This window comes from Niallia sp. Kr1 (assembly GCF_050389805.1).
Lineage (GTDB): Bacteria > Bacillota > Bacilli > Bacillales > Cytobacillaceae > Bacillus_BD.
The window spans coordinates 1,297,552-1,312,488 of sequence record NZ_CP130945.1 but is presented as its reverse complement, the minus strand read 5'-3'; the positions used below and the strand labels follow the sequence as shown (position 1 = coordinate 1,312,488).

Below are 14,937 nucleotides of genomic sequence, written 5' to 3'. Positions count from 1 at the left end.
AAAACAAAGGAGTTCGTTATGCAAAAAATTGACATTATTGGTGATATACACGGGTGTTTTCATGAGTTACAGGAATTAACCGCCCTTATCGGATACAACTGGGATACAGGGATTCCAATACACCCAGAAGGGAGAAAACTTGGATTTGTTGGAGATTTAACCGATCGAGGACCCCAATCCATACAGGTGATAAAGACTATTTACAAATTGATTCAACAAGATTTAGCTTACTATGTACCAGGAAATCATTGTAATAAATTATATCGTTACTTTTTAGGGAATAAGGTGCAGGTCACCCATGGTTTAGAAACCACTGTGGCAGAGTATAAAGCATTAACCAAAAAAGAGCAACAACAAATTCGCCAATCATTTATAACGTTATATGAAAATGCCCCTCTGTACAGGATTCTCGATGAAAAAAATTTAATTATAGCTCATGCTGGAATAAGCGAAGAATTGATAGGTAAACAGAACTCACGTGTCAAAACTTTTGTTCTCTATGGTGATATAACAGGAGAAAAACATGAGGATGGATCACCGGTTAGAAAAGATTGGGCTTTAGATTATAAAGGTAAATCGTTTATTGTCTATGGACATACACCTGTAAAGGACGTAAGAATCATAGGAAATACATATAATATCGATACAGGTGCCGTATTTGGGGGCAAACTATCGGCACTTCGTTATCCTGAATTAGAAATTGTTTCTGTTCCTTCTACCATGCCTTATGTCGCGGAAAAATTCCGTGAATTTAGTTAAGTAGAAAGTTACGGATTTTATTTGAAACATAAATAAGATCCGTAACTACCTATCTAATTAAGTTTTCCAAATCTTGGGGTAAATCTGCTGTAAACTGCAATGTTTCTTTAAAAAAGGGGTGATAAAATTCTACTTTTTTACAGTGTAATGCTTGGCGATTAATCCATTTCTTACTTCCACCATAGAGATCATCCCCTGCCAATGGATGTCCGATGTAGGATAAATGAACCCGGATTTGATGGGTTCTTCCTGTTTCTAAGGATAGTTCAAGCCTCGTATAGTAAGGGAAAAGCTCGAGAACCTGGTAGTGTGTCAAAGCATATTGACCATCATAGCGTACTTCTCTTTGGATGATGCTGTCTTCCTTCCGTCCAATCGGTTCTTCGATGGTTCCGCTCATGGGTTCAAGAGTTCCTTCCGCAATGGCCTCATATACTCTCTTAATCCGCCCTTTTCTTTGCTGCATACTTAATAAATGGTGAACATGACGGTGCTTCGCAACCAATACTAGACCTGATGTATTTCGGTCAAGTCTAGTGACAATATGAGCAGTAGCTTGTATACCACTATTCATAAAATGATAAATGACTCCATTGGCAACACTTCCAGATGGATGCTCACGAGAAGGAATGGTGTTCATTTCGATTGGTTTATTTACAACAAGAATATACTCATCTTCATACACAATATCCAAAGAAATATTTTCTGGCACTAAACCGTGACTTGCTTCTTCTATTGGAAATTCGATCTTTAACACGTCATTCAATTTTAAAGAATACCGGACAGTAACCTCTTGTTCATTGACTTGAATTTTTCCACCTTTAAACTTGATATCCGTTAAAGCCGTTTTGGAGATATTTTGTTCTTTTAAAAACTCTCTAACTCCCTTGCCTTCATCTAGAGATGTAATCGTCCATTGCATGATAAAACCAGTCATCTAATACGCTCCTACAACAAAATTCGCCCGAATTTGGGTCCGGATACAATCTCTGAGCTCGCTCGAGAAATTCCCTTTAAAAATTCGAGACATACGCCGGAAACTTTCACTTTATCAATTCAGCAATTAAAACCCCCACTGAATTGATAAAGTGAAACTTCCATTAATGGTTTTTTTCGACGCACAGGAGGTACGAGTGCAGTCATTGCGATAAGTTTTTTAGGAGCTTTAGCGCTTAGAAAAACTTATCAGGCTCCGCGAGACCAGACGCATCGTTGTTAGCCTGCTTCATCTACACTGATGCTTAATTGGGGTCAACGAATGTTGGTCACATAGAACTTGCCGAAGGTGTTTTTAGTCTATTCATTCTCCGGATCTTTACTGGCGGTTCCCCTTCCTATCTACTTTCGGTTTTTCCCCAGTATCTTTTAGATAGGGTTCTAACTGCCAGTTAAGACGGGATAAAAGCTTGCATTCAACTCGTCGCTATAATCGTTAGACTTCTGAACTGAATGTAGTTAAAATACAAAACGTTATTCATTTGAAATAAATGAATCATGGACCCTCTTCCAAAACGGAAATGGTCTAAACCTAGCAAACCGAATTTTCTTATCTGATACTCTGTATTGGATCGATTTTACATCTTTATGTAACAACGTTAAATGATCAATTGTAATATAAAAATCAGTTTGTTTTACCGGCTTCAACATACATGTATGGTGTTTTGGAAGAAGAAGCGGTGAGCCAATGGTTCGAAAGACACGGTTATTGATCGAAGCAATTTCCGTTAATTGCAACGCTGAAAAGGATGGATGAATAATGGCTCCACCAAGGGCTTTATTATAAGCTGTACTTCCAGAAGGAGTAGACACACATAACCCATCTCCACGGAAACATTCAAAATGCTGACCTCCAATTTCAACATCCATCACTAAAGTAGCTTCAAGCCCTTTTACGGTAGATTCATTTAAAGCTAGATAATTCGATTCACGCCCCCCGCTTCGATAGCGGATAATGACTTCTAGTAAAGGATATTCAACTACTTGAAAAGGTGTTTTTGCTATGGCAATTACCAGTTTTTCAATCTCTTCTGGCACCCAGTCAGCATAGAAGCCGAGGTGCCCTGTATGAACACCTACAAATGCGGTTTTATCCAAGCGACTGCTGTAGCGATGAAATGCATAAAGGAGTGTTCCATCACCACCAACAGAAACAACGATATCTGGTTCTTCTTCATCATAAGTCAACTCAAAATCCAACAAGTATGTTTTAATTCGATGCATTAACCCATTTGAATTCGAATCACCTTTAGACGTTATGGCAAACTTCATATTCTTTCCATCCCTTCCCCTATATGCAACTTTAATCTCCATCCCCTTTTTGCTGCGATTCCTTCTTACTACTAAAAAACGCCTGTGCTTCTTGAATTTCACCACGAATAATTGACATTTCCTCATCTAATTGAAAAGCTGCCTCAGCTGCTCTTTTCAGCCTCATTTGTATATCCTTTGGAAACTGGCCTTTATATTTATAATTAAGCGAATGTTCAATTGTTGCCCAAAAATTCATCGCTAACGTTCTAATTTGAATTTCAGCTAAAATTTTCTTTTCCCCATAGATCGTTTGTACCGGATAACGAATAACAATATGATAAGAGCGATATCCACTTGCCTTTTTATGTGAAATATAATTTCTTTCCTCAACGATTTCAAAATCATTTCTTTTTCTAATTAATTCAACAACCTTATTGATATCATCAACAAACTGACACATCATTCGAATCCCTGCAATATCCTGCATTTCTTCTTCAATTCGGTCAAGCGGGATTCCTTTTTGTTTTGCTTTATCTAAAATACTAGCAATCGGTTTAACCCTTCCTGTTACAAATTCTATCGGAGAGTAACTGGAATGTAGCAGATATTGTCTTCTTATATCCTTTAATTTAACCTTTAATTCATCGACTGCCTGTTTGTATGGTGACAAAAATTCTTCCCAGTCCTTTGTCACTCCAACACCACCTATTCAAATACAGCTTCTACTTCAGCAACCATTTTTTCACCATAATTACTATTACCTTTTATATTTTCAATTAAATAAGATAATTCATCATGAAACTGATTTAGTAAAATCTTCTCACGACCATTCGATAAAAAAACGGGAGTTGCTTCTGATAAAACGATTTTTAATTCCTTCCATATTTTATTTGGAATGATGACGTATGTATAGGTCTCTTCTGCTTCTAATAAATAAACAAATGAGAGATTATCGGAATCAACTAGCATTTGACCACTAGCTTGATATTTTTGTAATGATACTTGAGTTTCTACTTCCAGATGAGCTTCCTTTTGATTGTTCTGGAATTCTTGGATGATAAGCTTTTCGCCCATTCTATCTTCCCCTTTCTTAACCATTTTTTATTTTATCATATGTTACCTTCATATACTAAACATTGCTTAAAGGAAAATATGAAGTTATTCTAATAATGAAAGGAAGGTTTATACATGTCGCAATCAATCGAAATTGAATTTAAAAATCTTCTTCATGTAGAAGAATTCAATAAAATAATGAACCATTTTCAATTTTCTCAAGATCACTTTGTACAACAAATTAACCATTATTTTGATACAGTAAACTTTGACTTAAAAAAGCATGGATGTGCGCTTCGTATTCGCGAAAAAAATAACTCCTATGAAATGACTTTAAAAGAACCACACTCTGATGGATTATTAGAAACAAACCAACTATTAACAGCTACTGAGGCACAAGATTTTTTAAACGGAGGTCCAATCAAAGAAGGTGATGTCAGATCACAAATTTCCGCCCTAGGAATAGATTGGACAAAACTAATTTATTTTGGCACACTTACAACCGATCGCGCAGAATTTCCTTATCAAAACGGATTACTTGTGCTGGATAAGAGTTCCTATTTAAATACAGAGGACTACGAGATAGAATATGAAGTGATAAATAGAGAGCAAGGGGAACCGATCTTTCTCAACTTACTCTCAGCATTAAATATACCTGTTCGGCAAACAAAAAATAAAATCCAACGTTTTTACGAAGAAAAGCGGAGGCGCCTTGCCCAGCTTCGTATGGACTGACTTGCACAGGATGTGCAGACATCGACGTTCGCCACAGGACGTGGGTGTTTTAGTCAATGTTCCCCCTCTGAGATAAAGAAACACGATGAGTTCGATAAAGCGAATCGATGTTGACGCAATCGTTGCGGAAGAAGCGGGAAGTCACTAGGAGCTAGGTGCTGAAGCTAGACATTAATCTAAATTTCATAACGGAGAGGAGCAAGCAACATGAATGTGGAACAATTAAAAGTGTTACTAGAAGTACAAGCATTACAAAATTTTAACTCAAAAAATAATCAAAGTAAGCTTGAGTCTAATTCACTGTTTACGGACTTATTAGCCAGCCTAATATCCGAGAAATCCATATCCTCCACGACTGAGTCAACTGAACAAAATAAGACATACCCCCTTCCCACTCTAACTGGGACCCTGCCTATTCAATTAACGAAACGATCGAGCTCGACAAATTCCTACGAGGAGATCATTCAAGAAGCGTCTAACAAATATGGCGTTCCTGCTCGTTTAATTCAGGCTGTTATTACACAAGAATCTAATTTTAATGAAAATGCGGTCAGTCCTGCCGGTGCAAGCGGCCTTATGCAGCTAATGCCGAAAACTGCCGAAGGACTTGGAGTTCGTAATCTATTTGACCCTTACGAAAATATAATGGGTGGGACAAAATATTTAAGTCAAATGCTTAATCGGTATGGTGGTGATACAAAACTTGCCCTTGCTGCCTATAATGCAGGTCCAGGGAATGTAGATAAGTACCAAGGAATCCCGCCCTTTAAAGAAACCCAGAATTATGTACAAAAAATCATGAGAAATATTTTAGTTTAATGACAAAATGGCGACCATTTCCCCTTCATTCGACTATATCAGTACAGTTTTCGAGTACTTCAAGCTGTTTCATTTGTGATAAAGAAATTTGCTTGTTAAAATATAAGAGAAATGAACAAAGAGAGATAACTATATTTAAAAGAATTCAAATATAGGATACTTTTAAATGATTAAACGTAAAGGGGTTTTTTTATGGTCGAGGAGCTTCCTACACCTTTTGAACAGATTGGTGAGGAAACATTGCACCAATTGATTGATGCCTTTTATCGTCGTGTTGCCAAACATCCTGATCTCGTACCGATTTTTCCTGAGGACCTAACTGAAACAGTACGAAAACAAAAACAATTCATGACTCAATTCTTAGGTGGTCCACCATTGTATACGATGGAGCATGGACACCCCATGCTCAGAGCAAGGCATATGCCTTTTGAAATTACAGAAACGAGAGCAAAATCATGGCTTCATTGTATGAATGAAGCGATGGATGAAATTGGACTTACTGGGAATTTCCGCGAAGCTTATTTGTCTCGACTTGTCCTTACGGCACAACATATGATCAATACGGATGAAAATCAAAACATGAAAGGTGAGAGAATGTGACAAATCAAGAAGCACAGGAAACAAAATATGCTTCCTATCCCTGTCACTTAAATGATAATAAGTCAATAGAAATTTATATGTTTTTTGACCCACTAAGTGCAGAATGTTGGGCCTTAGAACCTATTCTCAAGAAGCTTACGGTTGAATACGGGAAATATTTCACCCTTAAGCATGTACTAAGTGGGAAAATCGCTACTCTTAATCTGGATAGGAAACAAAAGTTTGAAAGTATCGCAGAGTTATGGGATAAAACAGCGTGCCGTTCAGGGATGTCATGTGATGGTAGTCTATGGCTAGAAAATCCCATTTCTTCTCCTTATTTGGCGTCCATCGCCATTAAAGCTGCAGAACTACAAGGGAGAAGGTTGGGTATTCGTTTTTTACGCAAGCTGCGGGAAATGCTATTTCTTGAGAAACAAAATATCTCAACGCTTGAGGTATTACAAGCATGCGCTGAAAAAGTAGGATTAGATGTAGCTGAATTCCTTTCTGATATTCACTCCAATAGTGCAGCTAAAGCCTTTCAATGTGACTTAAAAATCACTTCAGAGATGGAAGTGACCGAAATACCAACGTTGGTCTTCTTTAATGAAAATATTGAGGATGAAGGGATTAAAATTACCGGTTCTTACCCATATGAAATATATGAGCAAATTATTAGGGAAATGTTACAAGATTCACCCATTCGTGAGACTCCACCTCCATTGGAAACATTTCTTAAACATTATCATGTTGTTGCATCAAAAGAAGTTGCAGTTGTATATAATAAATCGATACAAGAAGTAGAGAAAGAATTAAAAAAATTACAACTCAAGCAAGTGGTGGAGAAAATCCCCGCAAAGCATGGTACATTTTGGAGATATATTCAATAATATCTCGTTCCACATGATTTTATCCATATAACGAAAAAGACCTTGCTTTCGCAAGGTCTTTTTCAATTAAATACGAACAAAGGGGATGGGAGAAATTTTTCACGGTCAAACAAAGGGGTATATGTTTGCTTGTGATCAACTTCACGCCATAAATATAGCATGTTCAATGACCTAAAAACAATAGAAATGTGTGAAGTTTCACATATTTGTCAAATTCATGTCCTATTTCTGCCATTTTGAGCATATAACGAAGTATATACAGTGATTTTTGTTACATGTTTGGAGGGAAATATTTTGTCTAAAAAGTTATATAGGACTATCTTAATTCTTTTTCTTCTTTTTGCCTTTATTTTTAATTTATTCGGACTCATGAAGATCTTTCCTATCTATGTAACTTCCCCTATCCTTTTTCTCTCTTTATTTCTGATTTTCTTTCATATGAATAACCGTAATCGATTCAAGGGATTTTAAAGAAAAAAGCTGGCTTTACAAAATGTTAGCCAGCTTTCTTTTTTTATTGAAGTAAGTTTTCAAGCTCTATTAGTTTCTCTTCAAATACTTTACATGCATCTTCAACAGGCTTTTTGCTCGTCATGTCCACACCAGCTTTTTTCAAAACCTCAATTGGATAATCCGAACTACCTGCTTTTAAGAAGTTAATATATCTTTCTACAGCAGGAGACCCTTCTGTTAAAATCCCCTTACTTAATGCCTGTGCAGCACTATAACCTGTAGCATATTGATACACATAGTAATTGTAATAAAAATGAGGAATTCTCGACCATTCCAACCCAATTTCCTCATCCACTACGATATCTTCTGTTCCGTAATACTTTTTATTCAATTCATAATAATCATTGGTTAAAGCTTCTGCTGTCAAGGCTTCATGATTTTGAGCCTTTTGATGAATCGAATGCTCAAATTCAGCGAACATCGTTTGACGGAAAACAGTCCCTCTGAATCCCTCTAAATAATGATTTAATAAGTAAATTCTTTTTTGTTCGTCATCAATGGTATTTAATAAATAATCATTTAACAGTGCTTCATTCGTTGTAGAAGCCACTTCAGCAACAAAAATGGAATAGTTTCCATATGGGTATGCCTGCGTTTTACGTGTGTAGTAACTATGAACAGAGTGACCAAATTCATGAGCCAATGTGAAGAGATTATTTACATTGTTTTGCCAGTTCATTAAAATATATGGATTGGTTCCATAGGATCCAGATGAATAAGCGCCGCTCCGTTTTCCTCTGTTTTCATGAACATCGACCCAGCGATTTTCGAATCCCTCTTTTAGAACATTGATATATTCTTCACCTAGTGGAGCTAACCCTTTTAACAGAATATCTTTTGCCTCATCATAACCGATTGCCATTTTTACATCTTTTACAAGCGGTGTATATAAATCATACATATGTAATTCTTTAAGACCAAGAACCTTTTTACGTAATTTCACGTAACGGTGTAGAAGCGGTAAGTGTTCATTAATCGTACTTACTAGATTATCATAAACACTCTCGGGAATATTATTTTCCGCAAGTGCTGCATGTCGTGCAGAAGAGTAATTACGAACTCTTGCATAGAAATTATTTTTCTTTACATTTCCACTTAATGTACTTGAAAATGTATTACGAAACTTCCCATACGTTTCATAAACCGCTTTAAAAGCATCATGACGAACTCTAGAATCTGCACTTTCTAAAAAGCGACTAAAGCGACCATGTGTCACCTCAACTTCTACTCCGTTTTCATCTTTAATAGCTGGGAATTGTAAATCCGCATTATTTAACATCCCAAAGGTATTCTCTGAAGATCCTAATACCTCTGAAGCCTCTGCCAATAGAGCTTCTTGCTCTGCTGACAATACATGCGGGCGCTGTAAGTTAATTTCTTCTAATGAATGTTCATAAAGCTTTAACTCTGAGTTCTCTTTTAAAAAGCCGGATAGCTTTTCTTCTTCAATAGACAATAACTCAGGAACAACAAACGCTAAACTACTAGCTGCTTGTGCATATAAGTTTTTCATCCGATCATCAAGACCTTGATAAAAGGAATTTGTCGTATCTTGGTCATATCTCATATGAGAATATGCATACAACTTACCAAGTCTTTCTAATAAATGATCCTGAAATTGTAAGGCATTATATAACGTTTCAGCACTCTCGCCTAGTTTCCCTTGATATTCTTTCACCTTTGGAATGAGTGACTTAACCTCTTGAAATTCTTTTTCCCAAGCCTCATCCGAAGCAAAGATATCTTCTAATTTCCAAGTATCTTCGACTTTAATTTCACTTCTAGCTGGAAGTTTATTTGCAGTTTCGTTAGCCATTTTATTCCTCCATCCGTTTTATTTTCCCAATGAAGGGATTTAATATTATCTTCTTCTCCTAGTTTACCCTATTTTCCTGCTATTTTTTAATCTAGAGCCTTATTAATATATGTTGATCATGTCGGTTTCATTTATTTACCTACTTACTTACTCTATTATTGCTCAGTATTTTGAGGTAGGGGGATTATACTGTCTGTTAAGAAGGGATGAAAATGGATCTGTTAAACTGGTTGTTTTATTCTCTTTACAGTCACTTCGCTTTCCGCTCAGTTTCGCCTGAACCACCATGACACTTCGTATGACCTGGTTATATCGCTCGCACTCCCATAGGAGTTTTCATACCTTCTACTACAATTACAGTATCATAACCTTACACCCTAAAAATAACCTGATGAAATTCTTTATAAAAATGTTCTTCCTGCTTCTGTTGGGAAACAACATGATCGGGGATCAAAATGTCAGCCTTCAGACGAAACGTATTATAGTTGATTGCCTCTAACACATGGATTCCAACGAGTAGCTTCAAATATTCAATTAATGGTACTGTTATACTATAATTCTCGATTAACGGGAGTGTGCGAAGGTTGATTTGTCCGCGCTGAACTCGATGCATAAAACATCTGTAAACTTCACTAAATGTTATGATTTCATCCTTCTTTTTGTTCCTAAAGAGATCGATAAACAAATAGGATTGCCAAATAAGAGGGGATGTTTCAATGAAAGGAGCATGATTAATTGGGAGACCAATCATTATAGGAAGTAGAGAAATATTTAAATGATGAATGTATAATTCTTTTAAATAGTCTATTTGGGAATGACTATTCATCCCCATCCTCAGTTTCTGTGCCCTCATCTCATTTCTCCACTCCTTTGCATACAAAAATTCATTCATCTTATGGGTTAGAATCTGCTGTATTGATCGATTTTGGATTGGAAATATTGAAAATTGAGTAAGCGCATTTTTTGCAGAGGTTGGAATAATATTGGTTAAGAAGACAAATTTATGAGAGTTAGAACAATAATAGGGAAGGTACCATTTTCCGTCAGGGGTTTTGTTTAATAATAAATAGTCAAATTGTGTGAGGGACACTTTCTTTTCCGATTTTCGTTTTAATTGATTGCCACCTAATATCCATACACAATCTATATTATTTTTTCTATAAGTATTCGTTCGTTTGATCATAAGCTGAGGTGGAATTGGGGAACATTGATATTCTATTGCATACTCTTGCTGAGAATAATCAACACTAATATCTGGTCTTTGCTTTAATCTTTCATAATAAGGTTCTAGTCTGGGGTAAAGTTTTTGTTCCTTTAGCCATTGGTATAATTGCATCTTACCATTTAAATGAAACGATGATTCCCTTTCATAACTTTCAATACATTGACTACCTGCTTGGTGAGCAAAATGCTCCATTCTTTGCATTCCAATTTTCATCGTTACCCTTTCTTTACATTCTGGACAATAGTAATGACCTCCCGCTTTTTCTTTCCTCAGCACATCTTTTGAAAGACGTGGTAGTAGTTGAAACAGTGTTCCATCTTCTCGTAACGCTGTTAACATATTTATTACCTCCTTTTCCTTGGCATAATTTCTAGAGAAAGACGATTTTTCCTGCAAAAAAAAGAAAAGTCCACAAAATTGCCATGAACTTTTCCATTCTATATGATGATCGTTTTATTATAAACCACTGTTAAACAGGAGTGTTGATTTCCGTTTCAGGCACTTGGAGTTCCGCAGGCAACCGCCAATCCTTCTTAACACCGTCTCTTATAAAAGCGGAGATAGCAAGCGAGATGTCGATTCCAGTAGACGATAGCCTAAATGCCTTTTTCTGAACCGTGCTCCGTCAATTTCAATTGAATCTTCAAGATCATTTACATACTCAGTGACTAACTTCTCTGTACTTGCTGTTCGATATAAAAATGCATTAACTTCAAAATTTAAATGAAAACTTCTCATATCCATATTCGATGTACCAATAGATGCTAATTCAGAATCAACAATCACGATTTTACTATGCATGAACCCTTTTTTGTATTCATAAATTTTTACACCTGCATCTAGTAAATCTGGGAAATACGAACGGGAGGCATGAAAGACAATTCGCTTGTCTGGTTTGTTTGGAACTAATAAGCGTACATCAATCCCGCTTAATGCCGCTATTTTTAAAGCTGTAAAAATATCTTCATCCGGAATAAAATAAGGGGATGCAATCCAAACCGATTCTTTTGCTGAAGTAATCATCGCAAAAAAAATATTTTTGATAGCACTCCATTCATTATCAGGGCCACCAGCAATAATCTGAACACCACCATGCTTATTTTCTTCGAGAATCGGAGAAAGATACTCTGGTGTCAATAAGCTCTTACTTGTCATATAATACCAATCTTGGAGGAAAATTAATTGCAGTGAGCGTACAGCTTCCCCTTTTAACATGACATGGGTGTCACGCCAAAAACCAAAGCTTCGGCTACGACCCAAATACTCATCGCCAATATTTAATCCGCCAACAAATCCAATACTTCCGTCAATCACGATTATTTTGCGATGATTACGAAAGTTAAACTTACTATTTAAAAAAGGCAGTTTAACGGGGCCAAATGGAATAATTTCGACTCCTTCTTCCCTTAATTCTTGAATATATCGCTTTGAAAGCTTCCAAGAACCTACCGCATCATATAAAAAGCGAACTTTAACCCCTTCACGTGCTTTCTCAATTAAAATTTCTTTAATTTTCTGGCCAATATCATCGTTACGTACTATGTAATATTCTATGTGAATGTGGTGGATTGCTTTCTTTAGTTCTGCCAGAATATAATGAAATGTTTCATTCCCATTGGTTAAGACAGTTGTTTCGGTTCCAAAGGAAATCGGACTATTCCCTAAACGATGAGCTAATGAAAATAACTTTTTTTGATGATCTCCTGTTTTTTTGAGTTTTTCTTCACTTACCGGATCCTGACCTTCGTATTGTAAAAATGCCTGTCGATCAAGGAAATACTTTTTACGAAACATTTTTTCCTTTCGGTAATTGCGACCAAACAACAAATAAAAAATAAATCCAAGTAATGGAAACCCCCCAAGAACAACAAGCCATGTTAATGTTTGTGTTGGATGACGATTTTCTAGGAAGATAACAAAACCAATTACAATAACGGTTAAAGTAATGATAATACTCAAATATCCAAAAAAGCCTTTTACAATATATTCATAAGTATCAGTTAAATAAAATAAAAGCGCCAATATCCCTAAAAAAAGAAGCACTTTCACTGTATTTTTCATTCTTACCTCCATAAGATTCCATTAATGGATGGTTTATCTACTATTTATTAAAAAAACCGATTTCGCAATGGAAATCGGTATGTTAGTCAAAAAACTTTCTTAAATTCGGGAATACATCTGTATCCATAATACATTTTCCGTATTCTTGAATTCGATGAATCGTTACATTCGTATCTTGACCGTACTCAAGCAGAATGCTAATTGTATTATCAATTTCATTCTCTGCATACATTTCTTCAGGGAATTCAATATATAAATAATATTTATCTTCAAAAGAATAAAGTTTTGTTGGAAATTTATCCAAAAAGGTTTCTTTTGAAAGTATAATGACATCTTCAAAGTCAGCAAATTTAATGACAAAGTCTAATTGATCTTCTTCATACATTGAATCATCAGCTAAAGAAGTAAAATGTTGGGAAAACAGATCATCCTCTTGTGAGTCACCAACAAAATCCTTGAGCTTATCTTCTGGAATGGGTAGTTCAAATTTATGACCGTCTTTTGAGATTTGAGCTTTTGTCACTAAAATTTCTAAGCCTTTATCAAGTGCTTGAACTTGAATCCAAAGAGGACCTTCCACGATAAATTCTTCCTCACGATGAACCTCATCCATCATTTCCCAGAAAAGTTCCTCACTCCGATCACGATTGTACCAAATTTCTTCCCGATCAAAGCCTCTCTCCTCTATATCCATATAGGAGATGTAAAACTTTACGGTATGATCATTAATACGTTCGATTTCCATCTAGCGACACTCCCTTCCTGCATTGGTTGAAGGGACAAAATACCCCCATACAGACACAAAATAAACCATTATTTTTAATTTCTCCTAAGATAAAGTTATTTTGTACCTTGTACTCTTATTTTATGATAAAAAGGCAATAAAGGGAATTAAAAAGAACTAGGTTTTAATAAACCATCTAATGCCTAATATCTTACCCATTATTGTATCAAACCCATTTGCTTTTGAAAAGCATTGTATCTTCTATACATCTATATACTAAATACTACATTCTAATACCTTTAGTCGGAGCATACATTAGCTTCCAATATACTTCGCATAAATGGACCTCGCTTCTACAGTATCATTTGTTCCGTGTATAAGAACCCTCCCATCTTTAAAAACGACCATTGTTAATTCTTGATTTGGACGAAAACGAAGTAAAAACGGATTCATTTTCACTTTTCCACTGTGACTCAAGCGATTGGCCAAGTTCTTCAAATCAATTTCAGCCTTTAAACGAGGATTAATCTGGATTGTATCTCGACCGCATAAAGTAGAAAAAACGACTTGTTGTTGGGAAGTCCGATCAAGAAATTCAAACTCATGATGTACACAAGTGGGACAACTAGCATTTCTACCATTGGTTATATCCATTTGAAAATTTGAATTATGCCAAATGTCGATTTGCTCTAAATTAGGATTTGGTTCTGCTCCTACTAAGATTTTAATTGCCTCCATTGCTTCAAAGGAGGCAATTATATCTGTGAGCGGAGATAACACCCCAACTGTATCACAGGTTTCACCCAATCCTTGTGGTACTTCCGGAAAAAGACAGCGATAACACGGTGTTTGATTCGGAATGATACTTGTAAACATCCCTCTAGAACTGACAGCGCCACCATAAACCCACGGTATATTATATTTAATCGCTACATCATTTATTAAGTACCTCGTCAAAAAATTATCCGTTCCATCTACAATCACATCAAACCCTGACAGTAAATCCTCCGCATTATCTAAATTCAAATCAGCAATGACAGCCTCGATCGAAATGGACGAGTTAATTTTCTCTAACTTCTTCTTCGCCGCTATGACTTTTGGTAATTGATGGAGGGCATCCTCTTCATCAAATAAAGACTGTCGTTGTAAATTGGATATCTCGACAAGGTCTCGATCAATGATTTGAATGAACCCTACTCCAGATCGTGCCAAATGGTTCGCAATGACAGTCCCTAGTGCTCCCATTCCAACAATCACAGCACGACTGTTCATCAATTTTCTTTGTCCCTCTATACCAATCGGATCAAATAGAATTTGTCTTGAATACCGCTCTAATTTTTCTTCCATTTCATTTCCCCTTAAATACTGACCTATAACACCTATTATAATGCAAAATTGTTTCAAATATTTATATAATGCTGTAAAATAGAAATAAAGCTTTTTATAACCATTTTCATATAATAATAGCTTAAGTGAATATTAAATTTCAAAAAAATAAAAAAGAGGTGGG

The 14,937-nt window shown here is 35.9% G+C and carries 14 protein-coding genes; 5 read left to right on the top strand and 9 right to left on the bottom strand.

Going from position 1 to position 14,937, the window contains the following annotated elements; all coding sequences use genetic code 11:
* Nucleotides 1–18: 18 nt before the first annotated feature.
* Complete coding sequence (gene prpE / locus Q5760_RS06535) at nucleotides 19–759, top strand: bis(5'-nucleosyl)-tetraphosphatase PrpE (protein WP_428911397.1); 741 nt, start codon at nucleotides 19–21, stop codon at nucleotides 757–759.
* A gap of 49 nt (nucleotides 760–808) precedes the next feature.
* Here prpE and Q5760_RS06530 read toward each other — a convergent pair whose 3' ends face one another.
* The 4 genes from Q5760_RS06530 to Q5760_RS06515 form a co-directional block, all read right to left on the bottom strand.
* Nucleotides 809–1,696, bottom strand: coding sequence for an RluA family pseudouridine synthase (locus Q5760_RS06530; protein WP_428911396.1), 888 nt, complete (start codon nucleotides 1,694–1,696; stop codon nucleotides 809–811).
* 533 nt (nucleotides 1,697–2,229) lie between these two features.
* The gene (locus Q5760_RS06525) at nucleotides 2,230–3,027 is read right to left on the bottom strand and encodes an NAD kinase (RefSeq protein ID WP_428912510.1); all 798 of its coding nucleotides are present in this window, start codon (nucleotides 3,025–3,027) and stop codon (nucleotides 2,230–2,232) included.
* A 31-nt stretch (nucleotides 3,028–3,058) separates the two neighbouring features.
* Nucleotides 3,059–3,703, bottom strand: coding sequence for a GTP pyrophosphokinase (locus Q5760_RS06520; RefSeq protein ID WP_428911395.1), 645 nt, complete (start codon nucleotides 3,701–3,703; stop codon nucleotides 3,059–3,061).
* Nucleotides 3,704–3,714: 11 nt separating this feature from the next.
* The gene (locus Q5760_RS06515) at nucleotides 3,715–4,083 is read right to left on the bottom strand and encodes a hypothetical protein (RefSeq protein WP_428911394.1); all 369 of its coding nucleotides are present in this window, start codon (nucleotides 4,081–4,083) and stop codon (nucleotides 3,715–3,717) included.
* 114 nt (nucleotides 4,084–4,197) lie between these two features.
* Between Q5760_RS06515 and Q5760_RS06510 the strand changes: the two genes are divergently transcribed.
* The 4 genes from Q5760_RS06510 to Q5760_RS06495 all read left to right on the top strand — a co-directional run bounded on the left by Q5760_RS06510 (nucleotide 4,198) and on the right by Q5760_RS06495 (nucleotide 7,088).
* On the top strand, nucleotides 4,198–4,797 hold the full coding sequence (locus Q5760_RS06510; RefSeq protein WP_428911393.1) for a CYTH domain-containing protein: 600 nt from the start codon (nucleotides 4,198–4,200) through the stop codon (nucleotides 4,795–4,797).
* A 207-nt stretch (nucleotides 4,798–5,004) separates the two neighbouring features.
* Nucleotides 5,005–5,616, top strand: a complete 612-nt coding sequence (locus tag Q5760_RS06505) for a lytic transglycosylase domain-containing protein (RefSeq protein WP_428911392.1) — start codon at nucleotides 5,005–5,007, stop codon at nucleotides 5,614–5,616.
* Nucleotides 5,617–5,808: 192 nt separating this feature from the next.
* Entirely contained in the window at nucleotides 5,809–6,216 is a 408-nt protein-coding gene (locus Q5760_RS06500) for a globin (protein ID WP_428911391.1), read from the top strand.
* Entirely contained in the window at nucleotides 6,213–7,088 is an 876-nt protein-coding gene (locus Q5760_RS06495; protein ID WP_428911390.1) for a ClpXP adapter SpxH family protein, read from the top strand. The genes Q5760_RS06500 and Q5760_RS06495 overlap by 4 nt, the downstream gene beginning before the upstream one ends.
* Before the next feature lie 514 nt (nucleotides 7,089–7,602).
* On the opposite strand, the gene pepF is transcribed toward Q5760_RS06495, so the two are convergent.
* The 5 genes from pepF to Q5760_RS06470 all read right to left on the bottom strand — a co-directional run bounded on the left by pepF (nucleotide 7,603) and on the right by Q5760_RS06470 (nucleotide 14,774).
* A complete protein-coding gene (gene pepF, locus Q5760_RS06490) occupies nucleotides 7,603–9,417 on the bottom strand; it encodes an oligoendopeptidase F (RefSeq protein WP_428911389.1) in 1,815 nt (604 codons plus the stop codon).
* 370 nt (nucleotides 9,418–9,787) lie between these two features.
* Nucleotides 9,788–10,981: a competence protein CoiA gene (locus Q5760_RS06485; RefSeq protein WP_428911388.1), complete on the bottom strand. Its 1,194-nt coding sequence runs from the start codon at nucleotides 10,979–10,981 to the stop codon at nucleotides 9,788–9,790.
* 207 nt (nucleotides 10,982–11,188) lie between these two features.
* Nucleotides 11,189–12,703 (bottom strand): cardiolipin synthase, encoded by a 1,515-nt coding sequence (gene cls / locus Q5760_RS06480; protein WP_428911387.1) that lies wholly within the window; start codon nucleotides 12,701–12,703, stop codon nucleotides 11,189–11,191.
* An 82-nt stretch (nucleotides 12,704–12,785) separates the two neighbouring features.
* Nucleotides 12,786–13,448 carry an adaptor protein MecA gene (gene mecA / locus Q5760_RS06475; protein WP_428911386.1) on the bottom strand — a complete coding sequence of 221 codons (663 nt, stop codon included), beginning with the start codon at nucleotides 13,446–13,448 and terminating at the stop codon, nucleotides 12,786–12,788.
* A gap of 294 nt (nucleotides 13,449–13,742) precedes the next feature.
* Nucleotides 13,743–14,774 carry a ThiF family adenylyltransferase gene (locus tag Q5760_RS06470; protein ID WP_428911385.1) on the bottom strand — a complete coding sequence of 344 codons (1,032 nt, stop codon included), beginning with the start codon at nucleotides 14,772–14,774 and terminating at the stop codon, nucleotides 13,743–13,745.
* Nucleotides 14,775–14,937: the final 163 nt, after the last annotated feature.